This is a genomic window from Pseudomonas sp. R3-41, from assembly GCF_054161485.1.
The window spans coordinates 6086316-6102372 of the sequence record NZ_CP096421.1 but is presented as its reverse complement, the minus strand read 5'-3'; the positions used below and the strand labels follow the sequence as shown (position 1 = coordinate 6102372).

The 16057-nt window shown below is 50.1% G+C and carries 18 protein-coding genes; 14 read left to right on the top strand and 4 right to left on the bottom strand.

From position 1 onward, the window contains the following. Positions 1–9 precede the first annotated feature (9 nt). The 7 genes from M1D99_RS26375 to M1D99_RS26345 all read left to right on the top strand — a co-directional run bounded on the left by M1D99_RS26375 (position 10) and on the right by M1D99_RS26345 (position 7793). Positions 10–1059: a hypothetical protein gene (locus M1D99_RS26375; RefSeq protein WP_458131018.1), complete on the top strand. Its 1050-nt coding sequence runs from the start codon at positions 10–12 to the stop codon at positions 1057–1059. 34 nt (positions 1060–1093) lie between these two features. Further along, the gene (locus tag M1D99_RS26370) at positions 1094–1540 is read left to right on the top strand and encodes a hypothetical protein (RefSeq protein ID WP_458131017.1); all 447 of its coding nucleotides are present in this window, start codon (positions 1094–1096) and stop codon (positions 1538–1540) included. A 298-nt stretch (positions 1541–1838) separates the two neighbouring features. After that, positions 1839–2870 carry a hypothetical protein gene (locus M1D99_RS26365; RefSeq protein WP_217861186.1) on the top strand — a complete coding sequence of 344 codons (1032 nt, stop codon included), beginning with the start codon at positions 1839–1841 and terminating at the stop codon, positions 2868–2870. Between the two features lie 425 nt (positions 2871–3295). Next, positions 3296–3655 carry an IS66 family insertion sequence element accessory protein TnpB gene (gene tnpB / locus M1D99_RS26360; RefSeq protein ID WP_244651899.1) on the top strand — a complete coding sequence of 120 codons (360 nt, stop codon included), beginning with the start codon at positions 3296–3298 and terminating at the stop codon, positions 3653–3655. Between the two features lie 18 nt (positions 3656–3673). Continuing rightward, positions 3674–5218, top strand: a complete 1545-nt coding sequence (tnpC, locus tag M1D99_RS26355) for an IS66 family transposase (protein ID WP_458130747.1) — start codon at positions 3674–3676, stop codon at positions 5216–5218. A gap of 202 nt (positions 5219–5420) precedes the next feature. After that, positions 5421–6518 (top strand): DUF4238 domain-containing protein, encoded by a 1098-nt coding sequence (locus M1D99_RS26350; protein ID WP_458131016.1) that lies wholly within the window; start codon positions 5421–5423, stop codon positions 6516–6518. Positions 6519–6998: 480 nt separating this feature from the next. Further along, the gene (locus tag M1D99_RS26345; protein ID WP_458131015.1) at positions 6999–7793 is read left to right on the top strand and encodes a hypothetical protein; all 795 of its coding nucleotides are present in this window, start codon (positions 6999–7001) and stop codon (positions 7791–7793) included. Between the two features lie 75 nt (positions 7794–7868). On the opposite strand, the gene M1D99_RS26340 is transcribed toward M1D99_RS26345, so the two are convergent. Next, positions 7869–8690: an HNH endonuclease gene (locus M1D99_RS26340; RefSeq protein ID WP_458131014.1), complete on the bottom strand. Its 822-nt coding sequence runs from the start codon at positions 8688–8690 to the stop codon at positions 7869–7871. A gap of 378 nt (positions 8691–9068) precedes the next feature. On the opposite strand from M1D99_RS26340, the gene M1D99_RS26335 reads away from it, so the two are divergent. Further along, a complete protein-coding gene (locus M1D99_RS26335) occupies positions 9069–9395 on the top strand; it encodes a hypothetical protein (RefSeq protein WP_217861190.1) in 327 nt (108 codons plus the stop codon). 142 nt (positions 9396–9537) lie between these two features. Here M1D99_RS26335 and M1D99_RS26330 read toward each other — a convergent pair whose 3' ends face one another. Further along, positions 9538–9684 carry a hypothetical protein gene (locus M1D99_RS26330; RefSeq protein ID WP_458131013.1) on the bottom strand — a complete coding sequence of 49 codons (147 nt, stop codon included), beginning with the start codon at positions 9682–9684 and terminating at the stop codon, positions 9538–9540. 517 nt (positions 9685–10201) lie between these two features. Between M1D99_RS26330 and M1D99_RS26325 the strand changes: the two genes are divergently transcribed. From M1D99_RS26325 to M1D99_RS26300, 6 genes are all read left to right on the top strand, one after another. Continuing rightward, the gene (locus M1D99_RS26325) at positions 10202–10564 is read left to right on the top strand and encodes a DUF1413 domain-containing protein (RefSeq protein ID WP_458131012.1); all 363 of its coding nucleotides are present in this window, start codon (positions 10202–10204) and stop codon (positions 10562–10564) included. Positions 10565–10677: 113 nt separating this feature from the next. Then, complete coding sequence (locus tag M1D99_RS26320) at positions 10678–11418, top strand: hypothetical protein (protein WP_458131011.1); 741 nt, start codon at positions 10678–10680, stop codon at positions 11416–11418. 133 nt (positions 11419–11551) lie between these two features. Next, positions 11552–11842 carry a hypothetical protein gene (locus tag M1D99_RS26315; RefSeq protein WP_458131010.1) on the top strand — a complete coding sequence of 97 codons (291 nt, stop codon included), beginning with the start codon at positions 11552–11554 and terminating at the stop codon, positions 11840–11842. 659 nt (positions 11843–12501) lie between these two features. Further along, the gene (locus M1D99_RS26310) at positions 12502–12912 is read left to right on the top strand and encodes a hypothetical protein (RefSeq protein WP_217861194.1); all 411 of its coding nucleotides are present in this window, start codon (positions 12502–12504) and stop codon (positions 12910–12912) included. Further along, the gene (locus M1D99_RS26305) at positions 12905–13501 is read left to right on the top strand and encodes an antitoxin Xre/MbcA/ParS toxin-binding domain-containing protein (protein ID WP_217861195.1); all 597 of its coding nucleotides are present in this window, start codon (positions 12905–12907) and stop codon (positions 13499–13501) included. Before M1D99_RS26310 ends, M1D99_RS26305 begins: the two co-directional genes overlap by 8 nt. Next, the gene (locus M1D99_RS26300) at positions 13498–14001 is read left to right on the top strand and encodes a hypothetical protein (RefSeq protein ID WP_458131009.1); all 504 of its coding nucleotides are present in this window, start codon (positions 13498–13500) and stop codon (positions 13999–14001) included. The genes M1D99_RS26305 and M1D99_RS26300 overlap by 4 nt, the downstream gene beginning before the upstream one ends. Before the next feature lie 427 nt (positions 14002–14428). Here the strand turns inward: M1D99_RS26300 and M1D99_RS26295 are convergent, their stop codons facing one another. Together M1D99_RS26295 and M1D99_RS26290 are read right to left on the bottom strand one after the other, a co-directional pair. Further along, entirely contained in the window at positions 14429–15031 is a 603-nt protein-coding gene (locus M1D99_RS26295; RefSeq protein ID WP_217861197.1) for a hypothetical protein, read from the bottom strand. A gap of 142 nt (positions 15032–15173) precedes the next feature. Next, positions 15174–16052 (bottom strand): hypothetical protein, encoded by an 879-nt coding sequence (locus tag M1D99_RS26290; RefSeq protein ID WP_217861198.1) that lies wholly within the window; start codon positions 16050–16052, stop codon positions 15174–15176. Between the last annotated feature and the right edge of the window lie 5 nt (positions 16053–16057).

Below are 16057 nucleotides of genomic sequence, written 5' to 3'. Positions count from 1 at the left end.
AGTGACGTCATGGTGCAATTTGCTGCTTTTCTAAATACTACCGATTTGGTAGCTTTGGCCGGCGATGGCAAATCGGTGGCTCAGAAGCACTCAATCGGCCGTCATTCGGGAAATTTCATAGGGATACAATTCATGCTCCTTGGCCAATATTCGCTGCGAGGGCGCAGGCTGCTTGCGCTCGCAATACCTGCCGGCTTCATGCTGTTAGCAGGATGTGGGGGAGGAAGTGAGACGCCTAGACCTGAAAACACTAAGTCCTCTGCAAACTCTGCGGCGATTGACGCGAAGACGTCTGACCAAGCGGTTTTGCAACAACTAGAGCAAGAAAATGCTCCACGCCTGGTTGCTTTCCAAGACCCGGGGATAGGAGAGCCAACTGCCTACCTTGACGTCAAACAACCAATGACGACTTTCAATTTGTACAACGCGAAACGCGATTGGAACGAATCACCCGAGGATATCGCTGAGTCCATTGCCGATGCGTTTAACGTCCGGAAGGCAAATCCGGAGCTTTATCGGTTGGCGTCAGAAAGACTGTCGGAGCAGGACTCATTCAAAAAGAAAGATCTGACGACAGCGATAGGTGTACTGGTTGGAGAGGAGGCCGAAAAATACAAGCAGTACAATTTTGTCAAGTTTAGCTCTGATGATTGGACGCCAATTTCTCTGAGTAACTATGACCAGCAAGCGAAAGGTTTTCGAATAGATCATTGTCTGTTTTCTGACAAGCTGGAATATTCAGATGAAGAAAAGCGCAATTCCACCGCTATGGCAAGAGTTCCGAAGCTCCGCTGCTATATCAATCCTGGGCCAACTCCCTATTATCTAGGATTTAAGGGTGGTTCCGACATACTCCTGGACGTACAAGATGAAGTTCTTGCTCGCAAAATAGAAGCCTCTAGAGATAGCTTGAAGATTGATATTTGGGGCTACGTGAAATCAGTGGAGCGGGAGCGTTTCGCAGGTGAATTTGGTCCACAACGAATTGTTTTAATAGGCCCACAGCGAATTGATCTCAAAAGTGCTGATGGCAAGATAATTTATTCGAAGAATATTTGACCAGATATATAACTTTTTCTACGGTGATGTGAGTATGGCACTTGTAATTCTAGACGGCGTCATTCAAGAAATTGGCTTCGGCTCATACATGGATGGGCAAAGAATCATCTCATTTGTAAAAATAAACGGTGTTCGAGTAAAAGATGTCATTTGTGACGACTACATGCGTTCATTTTTGGTGGTAGGGCGAAAGATTAAACTCGCGCTCGTTCGTAGACTTCAGGGTGTGCATGTTCTGTACTCCGCGCAGCTTGAAGACGGTGAAATAGTCTCCAAAGGTAAGGGGCTAGCTGTCGTTTGGGTGATAATGCTTGGATTCGCTTTTTCTCTTTTGATGAGTCCAATATTCGTAGCTATTTTGCGCGCTACTCAATCGATCATGGTTTCATTAATAATATTGGTGGGAACTGGAATGGGTATTGCGTATTTCATAATGAAAGATCACTTCAAAGCTCGCAAAGTATTCAATATCACTCGTTAACGATATTCCGTGCTCCTGCGCTGTTGTAACGGTTGTATGGATTGTTATCATGCAACCATCCTCTACCTGGGGCATTTAACGATTGTATTGATTTCTCCAACCCGCCTCAATTTTAGCTTTGGGTTGCCGATTACTTATGAGACCGTTCGATTGGGATCTCAGCGGCTTTTTGCCGTCTAAACCAGTGGGGGGCACCCGAACCTGTCCATAGGATGGGGAGGCGATGATCTGCCGCTAGGCGGGTACTCGGTGGAATGGTCTTTCGCCAATAAATCAATAGGATAGGGCTGAAAACTACATGTACCTAATAGATGGGCAATCTCCTCAGTCTGGTGGTATTTCCTTGCGGGCGTACCCGCAAGGCCACATCCTTAACGCCATTTTTCAAACGCACGATCTGGTTGACGGCAGACTTGCTTTGTCAGAAGTGATGTTTAGGGAATTTGATTCAGAGATTGAATTCTTGATGAAGGAGTTGCGCAAGCACAGGCTAGCCAAGCAGGGCTGGACGATAGACAGGGAATTCAGAGGCAATGATACCTTTCAAGCTATGGTTGGAGGCGGTGAGGGTCAGTACCGAATTGATATTGCTGCTGGAACATTGCTTGTGACCCTGTCGGCCGCTATTGAGTTATGTGCTCTTGAAGAGGACAGCGCCACGGCCGGCTTGTCAAATCAATATCGTCCAGGTGAGAACTCAATTCGCTGTTTATTCCCTGGTGTGCAGGAACCTGATGAGGCGGGATTCGACGCGCTCGGGCTTGCACTGGATGCCTGTCTTTTGCTGTATTTTCACGAATTAGCTCACGCAATCCACGGCCATTGTGACTACAGACCAAACAACGATGATGAAGCAAGGGCGTTAGAGTCAGACGCTGATTTCAATGCCGGTACCATGTTTGGGGTCTGGGTTTGGCACCTGCCTGCGACCTATAGGAAGCCTAAATTAGAAGAGGATATGTACAGGCGCCTCATCCGAGCTTCTTACTTATTGGGAACATTACTGAAAGCTGTGTCAGCACGTTCCACCGAGTATCACCATCCCACGAATCGCGTACGCACTTTCTTGGCGGGAGGGGTGTTTGCCTTTGATAGCTTAGGCAAGTCAACGAAATTTGACGACGTGAAAGCCGGGGATGACTATTGGGAACAAAAAATAATTTTACATTGCGCATCGATCAAAGATGCCCTGGGCCGCTCAACGTTAAAGGCTTTCCAAGGAACAGAAATAGACATTGAAGAGGATCGCCGTCAAATGGAGGAGATCACAGCCCATGTGCTGAATCGGTTGAAAGATGGACCGCTCATGCACTTCAAACTGAAGATTTGACGAGATGCATCAACCGTGTGGATTTTCATGTAGCAGGCGAAATTACAGGTTTTGTCAGAGGCACGGTGCGTCAGATGACATCATCTGGCTCGTCGCGACCATCCGCTTTTGACCCGAAGCGGGATTTCATCTATTCAACATCACATGGCCTCGTCACGCGCATGTTCGCCGGCAAGCCGGCGGTTACATCTGCTCTCGTTCACGCCAATTGTAGTCGCCATGCGGGCAGAGCGTACGCCACTCCATGCACATCGACGCCTGCCTAATTTGGTATCAAATCAAAGGAGGGGCTTAAGCCTAATATCGTGGCTTGAGTTTTTTTTGCCCGCCCCATCAAACGTAAGTGATCCATGATCCCCACATTCCAAGCCCGCATTTGATCCCCGATGCTTCGCTCCCGATCTCTTTCTGGAGCCAGCCCCGCCATGATGCGACCCGACGCCAAAGTCGAAAAAGTGTACCTCTACCCCAAGCCAGTGGACTTTCGAAAATCCATCGATGGCCTAGCCGCATTGGTCGAACTGGATATAAAAGTGGCCGTGTTCGATCCGGTGCTTTTCGTCTTTCTCAACAAGTCCCGCAACCGCGTGAAGATCTTGTACTGGGAGCGCAACGGCTTCTGTCTTTGGCTCAAGCGCTTGGAATCCGAGCGCTTCAAAACGTCGCCCGATGCTACGGACGAGGCGATTATCCTCAGCGTCCAGGAGCTGAACTGGCTGCTCGACGGTTTTGATCTCTGGCGCAACCGTCCTCATCAAGTTTTGACGCCGCGCTACGTGGCGTGACTCGGTATAATCCGGGCCATGATTTCTCTACCCGACGACCTTCCTGATGATCCTGTTTTGCTCAAGCAATTGCTGCTTGAGGCACTCAGCCGCCAGGAAGAATCGGCGCAAGCTTATCAGACCCACATTGTCGACCTGAAAGAACAGATCAAGCTGTTGCGCGACCGTCTATTTGGGCGCAAGTCCGAGCAAACTGTTGAGCCCAACACGCCGCAATTGGCCTTGTTCAACGAGCCTGAAAGCGAACCCATGCCGCTAGTTGGCGACGCTGATGAAGAAGTCGTTGCACCGACACCTCGCCGTGGCAAACGCAAGCCGTTGTCGGCTGAGCTGCCGCGTATCGAAGTTATCCATGAACTGCCCGAACACGAGCTGACCTGTGCCTGTGGTTGCCGCAAACATGCCATTGGCGAGGAAACCAGCGAGCAGCTGGATATCGTGCCGATGCAGATCCGCGTCATCAAACATATCCGCAAGATCTACGCTTGCCGAGGCTGCGAAACTGCACCGGTCACCGTCGACAAACCGGCCCAGTTGATCGAAAAAAGCATGGCCAGCCCCAGCGTGTTGGCGATGCTGCTGACCACCAAATATGTTGATGGCTTGCCGTTGCACCGGTTTGAAACGGTGCTAAGCCGACATGGCATTGATATTCCGCGCCAGACTCTCGCGCGCTGGATCATCCAGTGCAGCGAGCACTTTCAGCCACTGTTGAATTTGATGCGCGACCGATTACTGGAAAGTCCGGTGATCCATTGCGATGAAACCCGCGTCCAGGTGTTGAAAGAGCCGGATCGAGACCCGACCAGTCAATCCTGGATGTGGGTGCAAACCAGTGGTCCGCCGGATCGAAAAGTCGTGCTATTCGATTACACGTCCAGCCGTGCGCAGGAGGTGCCGTTGCGTTTGCTGGAAAGTTATCGTGGCTACGTCATGACCGATGATTACGCTGGCTATAACGCTTTGGCGTTGCAGCTGGGCGTGGAACGCTTGGCGTGCATGGCCCATGCACGACGTAAGTTCGTGGACGCGCAAAAAGTGCAACCCAAGGGCAAGACGGGACGTGCGGATATCGCGCTGACGATGATTAACAAACTGTATGGAATCGAGCGTGAACTCAAGGTAGCCAGTGATGAACAGAGGTTTATCGCCCGCCAGGAAAAGAGCCTGCCGATCTTGGGGCAGCTGAAAGTCTGGCTTGATAAAACCCAATCCCAGGTGACGCCGCAAAGTGCATTAGGCAAGGCGGTGCATTATCTGGCGAATAACTGGAGCCGACTGGAGCGCTATGTCGAAGCGGGTTATCTGCCCATCGACAACAACCCGGCCGAAAGAGCGATCAAGCCGTTTGTCATTGGACGCAAGGCCTGGCTGTTCAGCGATACCGTCAACGGCGCCACTGCCAGCGCAAAGATCTACAGCCTGGTCGAGACCGCCAAGGTCAACGGCCAAGAGCCCTATACGTGGCTGCGCCACGTACTGGAGCGGCTGCCTCAGGCTTCGTCGCTTGAAGATTATGAAGCTTTACTGCCGTGGAACTGCTCGCCAGAAATGCCACGGTAAACCGTTAACCCACTGTTGGGTAGGTGGGGTTTATGGATCGCATACCATCAAACTGAGGTCAGGTAGTGATAATGTCTCTAGGCCACCATCCCCGCCGCCGACGCAAAACCTCAAGCCATGCAATCACCGATAAGTTTGCAGCTCGCGTCTCGCAGGAAGCGGTTGAAAAGCGGCTGAGACCTGCCCATGCATGGAGTCAAATATGGCATCGAATAAAAATCAGCATTTTGTTCCGCGTTGTTATCTAAAGCCGTTCACAATCAAAGGTGAAGGTGCTGCTATCAATGTTTACAATCTTGATAGGCGAAGGCTCATAACTAATGCACCGGTAAAAAATCAGTGCTCGCGCGACTATTTTTACGGTCAAGACGATCAGCTTGAGAAGGCTATCCAGTCGCTGGAACAGTGGTATGGCTCAGTTATCAGTGAGATAATTGAGCCTGGATATAAGCTCCAGTTGGAGCATCAATATACTCTCAAGATTTTTTGGCTATTTCAATATCTACGCACTGAGGGTGCATGTAGGCGGTCGGCTGAAATGTTTGCGGATATGATCGAGCCTACTGGGCTCGATAGCGACTTTTCCATGAGTATTAAGGAGGCTGTACAAACGGCAATGCGCGCCTTTGCTGAAAACATGGAAGTTGTGTCTGATTTAAAAGTTTGTCTGGTTAGGAATGCTACCAGCGTTCCGTTCCTTGTTTCTGATGATCCGGCAGTCTTAACGAACCGATGGCAGTTGGAGGACAAGCGGACTCGTGGTGGCTCGCTCGGCCTCAGGGATGCCGGAGCAATATTATTACTTCCGTTATCTCCAACGATATTTTGTCTAGGCTACGATCCAGATGTCTATCGGGTTCCAAGTGACAGCGGCTGGCTAACATTACGTAACGCCACTGACGTGGAGGCCCTCAATGAATTTCAAGTATTAAATTGTCGAGCCAATCTTTTTGTTGGCAGCCTGGATTATGCTGAAGGACTGCACCGCTTTGTTGATGAGTTTATTCACCACAGGCCAGCAGCAAGGCATATCGTCAATTTTGCAATTTTTGAGGGCGAAGAGACGGCAGAGCATAAAAAATATCGTGTGGTATCCAAGTCGGATTTTAAAGACGCTCACGATGGCATCATGCATGCTCAAACGATATCTCAAATCCCGTCGCAATGGCCTAGTTTCCTGCTCCGCCGAAATAAAAGCTGTGCTTACTACAATGGCACTGGAATAGGATACCTCCGACAGATGCATGCAGCGATGATAGAAACAGCTCGACCTTTTTTTAAGGTTTCTCCGTATAAGTAGAATTCGCGAATTGCAATCGTTGAAACATGATGATAGGCGCGCTCTGCGCATGAACATTTCTACCCTTATCGTAGGGCCTTTAGCAAGAATCCCAGGGCCATCATCGGGGTGGTTTCTGCCTGCTCATTGTGACCCAAAAGCAACGTTTGGCTACTAGTCGCTTTCGGCCAGAAGGGAACGTTGGCAAGCGACCGCCACCGGCCAAAAGCTGCCAGTGGTAACGGGCAGAAAACGGCCAAGAGCAACCGTATGAATAGCCGTTTTCGACCCATAGCGATCTTTCGCGGTAGATCGCATAGAACTAAAGAGCCTAAGGCGAGACGAGCGGCAACCACAGGTGAGGCGCCAGTGGTAGCGCTGCAAACGCCGGAGCAACCGGCGTGCGTATTCGGCACGACTGTGTGCTTTTGACGTAGAGTCTAGTATTGCTTCGGCATTCGCCATGCGATCACGGCAATTTATAATTTAGAGGATAGTTGGATGGCTTCGGAACAGTTGACCCAAATTATGAGTTTTTTGAGTGGTGGTGCAATACTTCTGGTCATGCAGTATTACTTAACTAGCTACTCAAGAGAGAAAGGGAAAAATCTAGCTACCAAGGAAGACATAGAAGCAATTACCGATAAAATAGAATCAGTCAAAGGTGAGCATGCCAAGCAGTTTGAGAATTACAAACTTAAATTATGGCAAGAGCAACAAGCACACCTTTGGGCGCGTGAAGAGTCAAAATTAAAAATTGAGACATTCAAAAAATCTGTAACTGACGTGGCAAAAGTTATAAATTTAGTTAAAAGATATCAAATGCTGATTTCTGAGCGAGAGTTAGCGCTGGCTGCGGCAGGCATTACGAAAGATGAAGAAAACGGGACCGCGTACAAAATGTACTGGGATAAGCACCAAGAGTATATGGAACAAGCACACTCAGCTTACGCAGACTTCCGAGAAATTACGGCTGAAATGAGCGGACTCTTTGCGCTGTTTTCGATTTACTTTAATTTTGAACTTGCAAACTCATTAACTACAATTGTGCGTCTCGCCTACAGCGAAGTTGAAATGAAAATGAGTCGCGCAAAGTTTTCCGAACTTTTGAAAAATGAATATGAAAAGTCTTCCAGCCTGGAAACGGCACGTGAGGTTGTCGGGGTTTATTATGATGGAATTTGTGCGCAGTCGCCGTTACCTACTGAATCTCAGCGGTTTTTTGATCTATTGAAAATGTATGTCCATTCAGAGTCCCGCGGTGCCCCTGCACGCGAGGAAACTCGCAGCAGTTAAAGGTCTGCGGCTTAGCATTTTTGCGACATAAGATTGACGCCAAAATGGATAGACGTATGATTTTTAGGAAAATTACTACCAAAATACCGGCATAGAGTTTGACGTAACCACTGTTGTTCCACTTTTTTCACCATTGCACTTTCCGCAAAGAACTTGCAAATTGGTAGGGTCATTCACCCCTTTAAGGGCGATAGGAACTATATGGTCAATAGCCAGTTTTCCATAGGTATGGAACAAAGATGTTAAATCCGTCTTACAAATTGCACATAGACCTTTTTCTCTACAAAATAACGCCCGCTCTAGCCATTTCGGCCAGTACGTGCATCGAGGCGTTCGCTCTTCCAGGCTATCAGCTATCCTGAGATTAAAAACTTTCATTGCTTCACGATCAGCAAAAAGCAATGTAAAAACTTCTGTCACCAATAGAGAAGAGAGGCCGTCCATAGCTATATCTTCTAAATACTCACTAAGGTACTGAAATTTCATCTTGTCCATAAGATCATTTGTGACTGCTACCGTTTCTCCCGTCTCATCGTCGCGATATTGTTCCGCTACATATTCCTCTAATGAAATATAGTGAATGCCATGCGAATCCAGCATGGCAAAAACAGGAGTTACATCTTCATACTCCCATCCACCACCGCCAAAATAAAAACTCAAGTCTTCACGAATTACATAATCAATGTAATCGTGCAAAATAGTTTTCTGCTGAGGTTTCGCGGCTTGCACTTCCAAATTACTGGCAACATCTAATGGATCAACCGGAAAGTCATTTTCAAAAATAGATTTTCGCACCTTATCAGCATATGCGTACGACTCAGAAAAATTAAAAACATGACAAGCTTTTAAATATCCACTCATAAACTTACCATCTTGTAGTAGATCCTTATTTTGCACCTACAATAGTTCCTCATTTGCAGTATGTCTACGCTATCAATCAGCCATTTTCCGTCTTGGTCATAGCTCTCCTATAAAAAAAGATGTGTGAATCGCCCCTAGTTTTGTAGTGTGCTCCAGGCCACAAGTGAGGCCTGCTAAGCGCTACCCAGCTGTCCTTTTTTGGCCGGTTTCAGCCTGTCCCCACCGTCAGCTTTGGGTCGTTTGGGGGCCCGTGAAGATCAGTAAGCGGGACGCCGATTTATTGAATAAGCCCCACACGTGACGCCGGTGCGAGGGCCTTTTCCGTGCACTGAAACTACACCACCTCGGCTGGTCTACCATTGCTTAACGGTCTGGCGAACTCAGTCTTTCCTCATTTGAACAGGATCATCGCCCTTGTCGTACGCCTATGAAGGGTTGGCGACCGTCGCTGTATTGGCCCTTTACCAGGGGCTACAGCCGAACGAGCTGACTACGCTGGAACTGAACATCCGATTGCTCAACGTCGGTGCGGGGCGTTTTCGCTTAGAATTTGACCGTTACCTGCCAGGCCCAAAGGAAGCCAATGCCATCCGTGTGGTGCTGCCCGGCGGGCTGCTGCTGCAAGGCCCGATTGTCGAGGGCAGCGACGAACCAGCCGGCGGCTGGCTGCTGATCGATGTCGAGCAGTACGAATTGCCGCTCGAACCACCGGCATACCTCAACGGCTGGACGTGGGGGTGAGCATTGACTGCACAAGGGCTGCACTAAACAGTCATGCGCGGCGCAGGCCCGAAAGTGTTATTGGCAGATTAGTGCCTTCCGCGAAGGTTCGCTTTGGGTCGTATTCTGCCTCTCGTTACTGGCAGTAATCGGCCCATAGGAATCATTCATCATCGACCGTTTCCGTTACTGAATTGGCCTTGCTGAGGATTGCAGATGTGCTGTATCCAAGCGGGGCAATCAAGCCCGAGATATTTTTCGAGCAGATATCACCCAAGGTCGTCGACCGCGCAATGCGTGGCTGACTCATCCACGCTGCCTTGCCGCCCTCGACGGCCGGATCGCAGTTCGCTTGCTGCGCCTCTGGAGCTTTTCTGGAGCTGACGAATACATCGGCCTGCGTCCGGGTTCAACGTGGGGCACTACACTCAGGGGCCAAGCGTTTGCGCTGGCGTTCAGCACTGTGAACTAGACGGTGGGCCACACGCCTACCGCGCTTGTGATTCGCTCCACAAGAGGCCGGTATCAACCACGGATCGTCACTGAGGGCAGCCGCTCTGTGGTGGCCAAGGTCTCGCGGCGAACCACGATATTGAGAACGCGCTCACCATCGTTCTCCATGCCTGTAATGACCACAGCAAGCCCTATTTGAACGCCGATCAAGCGACAAGTCGTTGGGCATTTACCTGCTTTTTATTGACCGTCTTGTATGGGCAGTTAGCCGGGAAGGGTCATTCCTGTAGAACTCATGTGTAAAATGAATTGCATTCATTGGGCTATTCATTTAAATTCATCTCAAATGATGAACTCCATGAGGCTTCCCCAAAATGCTAGTCAATATCCCGATCAAAGATGATTTACTCCTCGCCTTACTCACACACGCTAAAACAAATGGCTCGACGGTGGAGGCTGCTATCGACGACATTTTGCGGGAAGCCCTTGATGACCCTGATTTAGAGAGCAAATCGCTTGGTGCCTTCCTTCACGTGGCGATAGTTGGGGTAGAGGCAATCGAAAAAATGGCTGAATTTTCACTCGATGACGTTTTGGGTCATGAGGATTGGAATCGACTGAGTGGTGGTGACCGTAAGTCGCTAGGCCGCAGTTTCCGAAAAGAGGTTGAGCGCTTAGGCATCGCCGTGTGGTTGCGCCGCAACAGCGCGAACAAAGCCATTTATCTGAAGCAGTAGATCTAAATTCCGCCCGCTGCCCCTAGCCCAGGCCTCAATGAGCCGGGCCAAGGCAGTTAAGAGATTCGGTTGTCTCGACTTTGAACAACCAGGAGCCCGTCAGGAAAAAACACATGTCAAAATATCTGGGCTGGGAAACAGCCACGTCTCTACTACTCGCGTATGAAAGCATGGCACTTGCGCACCGTTCGACATTACGAAGGGCTAGCTCGGATGGCGGGGAGCCGCACGCCTATTACAGCTACATGCATTCGTTCGGACTACTCATTCTCAACGCTTCCTTTGTCGAAGGAACTGTCCGCTCAATCCTTACTGAAAAGGTGAAGGCCGACTTGGACGAGGCCGTTCAGCGAGGTATCCGCGCCGGCCGCACCGAGCATGATGCTCCTACCCGTCTTCTGCAAAAATTCCTAATTGAGTTGGAGAGTTCTGGAGGATGGGACAACCTCGTGAAGACGGCTGGTGTTTCTTATTACGGAGCAGCGCTTGACTCCGAGGTCGACAAGGACTTGAAGGAAGGCATTGGCGTGCTGTTTACTCTGCGAAACGTGCTCGCTCACGGGACAACGCTCATTCAGCCGACGGTAAAAATGACCGACGATATGAAGGATGTTTACCCATACTCATGGCAGTCGAAGCTGCACGGTGTTGCGATGTATCTTGAACGTCATTTCAAGAAGGGTGGGATGTTCGAGAATCTGGCAGACCCTGACCTCCCTGAGCACTTTATCGATGTCACCAAGAAATACTTTGAGCAGCTAGCACCGCAATTTGCACCTCTCCCAGAACGGGCGCAGAAGACCGTAGACATGATTCGCGGCTACAGCTTCGGCTTCGTCAACTACACCCGCTAGTTTTCGCGGAAAAAGGCGCAGATTTTCCGCGCCAGGAGCACCGTAAGCGCAGCCGTCAAACCGAGGGGCTAACCCATTACAGGGATGCCTATGGCGTTCTGAATTTTGAACAATCTGAAAAGGATCCTTGACCATGAATGGCCTGGAAAACCACCCAATACTGAAAGCTGTAATTCAAACCGATGATGGATCAACACAAGAAGTGTCAGTGAAAAAAATCCTGATGACTTCGGATGACCATGCGTATGTGCTGGTCGATGCGAAAGGTCAGGTGCGGCCTGCGCAAGCTGGGGTCAAGGAGGATCGTAAAGTCGAGTTTCTATTTTTTAGCGCAATCTGGATCGCAGATAACGACGTTTGGACTCTGGATATTCACACCAAAGAACAGAAGCTTCGCATTGGCAAGCTGATTCGCTTGGGTTAATGCTACTTGTTAGGGAAAAATCTAGATGTCTCAACCTCAGCACGCAGAACACCCCGGCGATTGCACATTTCTTGGCACCAAGGGGCGGCTCGACCTTTACTTTTGCCGGCAAGGGCTCCCTGTTCCAATAGTGATCGCGCGCAGTGGAAGTGGTGCTAGTGATTTTGAGCACTGGCCGGTAGATAGTGGGCCGCGGTCGACGGTGAAGCTGGAGGTTTTCATCCATGCCGTCAGGCTTGCGGTCCAGCAAGGGCTGTTAGACCAGAAATAGGAAACTCCCGCCCAGCTCTGCATCAAGTCGATGCGTATGTCCAGCTCTTCCTAAACGGTTGGACCGAAGTCGAGCATCCTTGATGCCGGGTTGATGGTACTGCTGTTCATAGTGCTTTCTCGTAGCTCATTAGCGCCTCGGGGCGATTGCTGCTTTTCTAAAAGCTACCATTTTGGTAGTTTTGGTCGGTATTTCAAACCAGCGACTCACAAGCGTTCAATTAGGCGTCCTTCTGAAAAAACCATAGGAAGACGATCTAGGTCTTAGGCCAAAAGGTTGCTATCGCGCTGGGTGGTCGCGGACACGCTACCTGCTCGATTTGCATTCATAGCGGGGTGTGGCGGTGAAGGTGAGTCGCCTAACGCAATGAGTTATCTGGAGAATCGGTATGTTCGAAACTCACGAGCAAGCACGTGTGCAAAATACTTTTTTTGTGCTTGAGGAAGGCGTACGCCGCTGGAAGTACATTTCGCAAAAGTCGAATGACGAGTGGTTTTTTGTCACATATGAAGTGGCAGGCGAGGAGGGTTCCTCGCAGCAGCAGTTCATGATTTCGAAAGTACAATTCCTCTTGGATTTGGCCTCAAGGGACACGTCTGGACGGTTCATCCGTGAGGTTCAGCTCGTATCCCCGCCTTGGCTGAATCAAAAAGGCAACTGGTTGATGGAGCCAATTCGGGAGATCCAAGAGGCGGACGAGCGGGTCTGCTACGAGCTGATGGATGGACAGGTTTATCCATCAAATTTGCTAGGAACCCGCGTCCCGTTGTGGTCAAAGCGGGCAATGGGTAATGAATAATCTAATCGAAAGGATTCTTGCAGCTCAGTACCGCTCTCTGCTTTTTCCGAAAGACTTCTGCGGAGAGGCAATCTTCGGTTTTGAATGCAATGACGGATGGGGTGATTTGATCCAAGCAACTTTGTGGCTTGTTCAGCGACGTGCCCCGTTGAGCGCGCTCGACGTGGAGGTCACGCAGGTGAAAGAAAAGTTCGGTCAGCTCAGGATCTACCATCGCGGAGGTGACGAGAGCATCGGTGCCGCTTTCGAGATCGCGGAGGTGGTATCAGGTAGTGTTTGTGAGATGTGCGGGATGCCAGGTGGGGTTATAAGTGTTGATGGTTGGCTTCAGGCTCGCTGTAGCCAACATTCAGCGGCGGGAAAAAGAGCTAGGGTTAAAAACGTTAAGAATAACGACAATTACATCGCAAGCTATGTAGAAGCCGTAGACGCGATTTTGTCGTTTTTCGGAGAAGGTGCAGTGCTTTGGGTACAGCAAGAACGCACCGCTTTTGCTGGTCGGCGACCGTGCGAGTTGCTGGCAATGGAGGAGGGGTGCCAGGCGATTTACCTGATGCTCAAACGGCTTGAATATGGGGTTGGCGTTTGACTTCGCAACTGGTTCGAGCGACTTGTGTGGTGATGGCTACCCACCCAAATCTAGAGAATCATTTGCGCGGTGAATTGGAATGGGAATTCAGCCAAGGTCCGGTGGATTTGAGGTATGTGCGAAGTCTCGTATCGTCGCCGAGGTTGAGGTCGATGTTCGTCCGGGCTTTCAGTCATCCCGCACTAGCCGAAGCTGGAGACACGTTTCTGGATTCGCGCACGCTGTTGGCGGACTACCCTCAAAAAACCATGGCTATATCGCTCACGAATTATCAGCTTTTGGAGGGCGCGGTAGAGGTTGTCGATGAATACAGTCCCAACGATCCGTCGTTGATGAAGCTTCAGATCTGGCCATACGAGCCAAGAGATCTAAATGAGTTCGCTATGGCGATTGCGGTGGCGTTGAGTTACACGCCTGCGGAGCTGATGGCAGAATCCAGAATCTCGGCCGCGATAGACGATTTGGTCGGCAAATGGGGGTTCTTTACCGATGAGTTCTGAGGTCGAATCTCTCGGCTAAATCGCCTTGCATCAGGGCCGATCGCGCATAGGACAGGTTCGACGAATCGAATGCCGAGCGCTCCTCGGGGCTGTCATCCTACCGAGCTAAAATTCCTTTCCCTCCGGTGCCATTTTTTCCCAGGCTTCGTCTCGATTGTTCTCGGGAGTTTCTGCTAGCAAGCTCTCCAGGGAAAGCTTCGTAGGCTTCAATGGCGCTACAGAATGGACCTGGCTCGATGAGCCCGTGTGCGGCTTAACCCTTGGGTCTTTAGGTCGTAACTGTGATTTTTTTCGGGTCATGGGCTTCCTCCCCCTTGCTCATACGAGTTTAGTGTCCCGCCGGGAGAGCAGGGCTTCAAGGGGATGAATGGATGAGCCGCTCGGCCACTTTCCCTTCGGCGAACCATCGGCCAGTGGTGCGAACGCATTAGGACGCTACTGGCACATCCAGATACTCAGGCGGTACCAAAGCGCCCGCGCAGATAAACCTCATTTTCATCTGGAGACGGCTCCAAACCTCGCTTTCCCAAGGCGACGCCTTGAGCAGATCACAATACTCGCGAAGCGATTCTTCGAGCGCAGATAGAAATCGTGTGGCATCGATCACCAAGTTTTCCGCGTCAAACAGTTGAGACGTATCCCTTCGAATTCGCCACCCTCCGGTTGTTTCGCCTTGGTGCATGACTCCGCAACGGACGTGCTTGTAGAAGAGTCTGCCGTGCTCTCGCAGGGATGAAAAATGATCAACACGGTCGAAGAATTGGCTGAAAGCAACTCCGCTGAGACCCGACTTTGCGGAGCCAGTCCAGAAAGCCTCTAGCGTTTCGACCATCAGGCACGCACATGCCATCATCGCAAAGCCATGCTTATGCTCCTTAGACTCGAAGGGCTTGAGATAGCGCTCCTGAAATCGTTGGTACACAAAATCAGCAATGCTTTCCTTGTCCTTTGCCCGTTTGAAAGCTCGGTAATCGGCGACGGTGACTGTGCTCGAAAGCGAAACATCTTGGGGGGCGCGCTTAACCATCATGAGTAGATCCGAGGAGAATTTGTGGTTTTAGAATTTACGTCGGCCAGGAGCCCTGAAGCTGAAGACTTACAGGGCGGTGTTTTGAAGGCCTGAGTGGTGTGGTCGACGCGGGGCGTTGCTTCTCATTACCCACTGGTTTAAATCAGATCTGACTCAGCACACGGGCTCGGGCTTTTGTCCATAGAGTGGGAATAGGAACGAATAATAGTGATACTGCTTTCAAAAATAGTGGCAACTTCTTCCCGAACGGAGTGATCGGCTCGCTCGCAATGTGCATCGTGAATAGATAGCGATACACTCGACGTCTACTCAGAGGTAATAGTCCAGCTTGCTCCAAAATAGAAGGTCCAATTTGACCTACCATCCCAGTAACCATAATCCATAGAAGTATTAGTTCGGCGAGCAAAACGGTCGAAATTAAAATGTTGGCCACAATCGTTTTCCAGTCTTGCAGCGCCTCGAAAAATGAGTCGATGTTGCTTCCGAGTGTCACTACAGTGGCAAAAATTGCGGCAATAGCAGTCAACAACCCTATGAATCTCGCGGGGTCGGGAAGTCTTAGGAATGCAGCGAAGCGCGGCCCCATCGTGTCGTCGCTAGCCAAGTTCCGGATTTCCTCGCGCTCCTCCCACAGGAGTCTAATCTCCCGCGCTTTGTCTAAGAGCTTTTCTGGCGTGCATTCATAGCGGGCGCACAGCCACTGTTGCTTTAAGTGCAAGCGTTCGGTAAGCGAGGTGGTAGGGCCTGCTCCGAGGCGCGTTGCGCGCACCTGTGATGATACTTCCCCCATGTGAATCGCGCATATCATCGTGATTATCAATATCGGGAGTAGAGTAGGGATGAAATCAGTAAGCATTACATTAGGAACAGTTACCAAGGCCCATAGAAGAGCTATCAAGACCGTTCCCGTCCAAATCAAACAAACCTTTGCATCTCGCCTCTGCCAAGCAGCTCTGAGCGGAACACGCTCAAATAGTTGAAAGTATTCATCAATATCTATCTCAAGCTGCTTGATATTCATTACTA

Bases quoted from the DNA above. Each gene is read 5' to 3' on its own strand.
- M1D99_RS26375 (WP_458131018.1), top strand. From the start codon at position 10: ATGGTGCAATTTGCTGCTTTTCTAAATACTACCGATTTGGTAGCTTTG.
- M1D99_RS26370 (WP_458131017.1), top strand. From the start codon at position 1,094: ATGGCACTTGTAATTCTAGACGGCGTCATTCAAGAAATTGGCTTCGGC.
- M1D99_RS26365 (WP_217861186.1), top strand. From the start codon at position 1,839: ATGTACCTAATAGATGGGCAATCTCCTCAGTCTGGTGGTATTTCCTTG.
- tnpB (WP_244651899.1), top strand. From the start codon at position 3,296: ATGATGCGACCCGACGCCAAAGTCGAAAAAGTGTACCTCTACCCCAAG.
- tnpC (WP_458130747.1), top strand. From the start codon at position 3,674: ATGATTTCTCTACCCGACGACCTTCCTGATGATCCTGTTTTGCTCAAG.
- M1D99_RS26350 (WP_458131016.1), top strand. From the start codon at position 5,421: ATGGCATCGAATAAAAATCAGCATTTTGTTCCGCGTTGTTATCTAAAG.
- M1D99_RS26345 (WP_458131015.1), top strand. From the start codon at position 6,999: ATGGCTTCGGAACAGTTGACCCAAATTATGAGTTTTTTGAGTGGTGGT.
- M1D99_RS26330 (WP_458131013.1), bottom strand. From the start codon at position 9,684: ATGAGTCAGCCACGCATTGCGCGGTCGACGACCTTGGGTGATATCTGC.
- M1D99_RS26325 (WP_458131012.1), top strand. From the start codon at position 10,202: ATGCTAGTCAATATCCCGATCAAAGATGATTTACTCCTCGCCTTACTC.
- M1D99_RS26320 (WP_458131011.1), top strand. From the start codon at position 10,678: ATGTCAAAATATCTGGGCTGGGAAACAGCCACGTCTCTACTACTCGCG.
- M1D99_RS26315 (WP_458131010.1), top strand. From the start codon at position 11,552: ATGAATGGCCTGGAAAACCACCCAATACTGAAAGCTGTAATTCAAACC.
- M1D99_RS26310 (WP_217861194.1), top strand. From the start codon at position 12,502: ATGTTCGAAACTCACGAGCAAGCACGTGTGCAAAATACTTTTTTTGTG.
- M1D99_RS26305 (WP_217861195.1), top strand. From the start codon at position 12,905: ATGAATAATCTAATCGAAAGGATTCTTGCAGCTCAGTACCGCTCTCTG.
- M1D99_RS26295 (WP_217861197.1), bottom strand. From the start codon at position 15,031: ATGATGGTTAAGCGCGCCCCCCAAGATGTTTCGCTTTCGAGCACAGTC.
- M1D99_RS26290 (WP_217861198.1), bottom strand. From the start codon at position 16,052: ATGAATATCAAGCAGCTTGAGATAGATATTGATGAATACTTTCAACTA.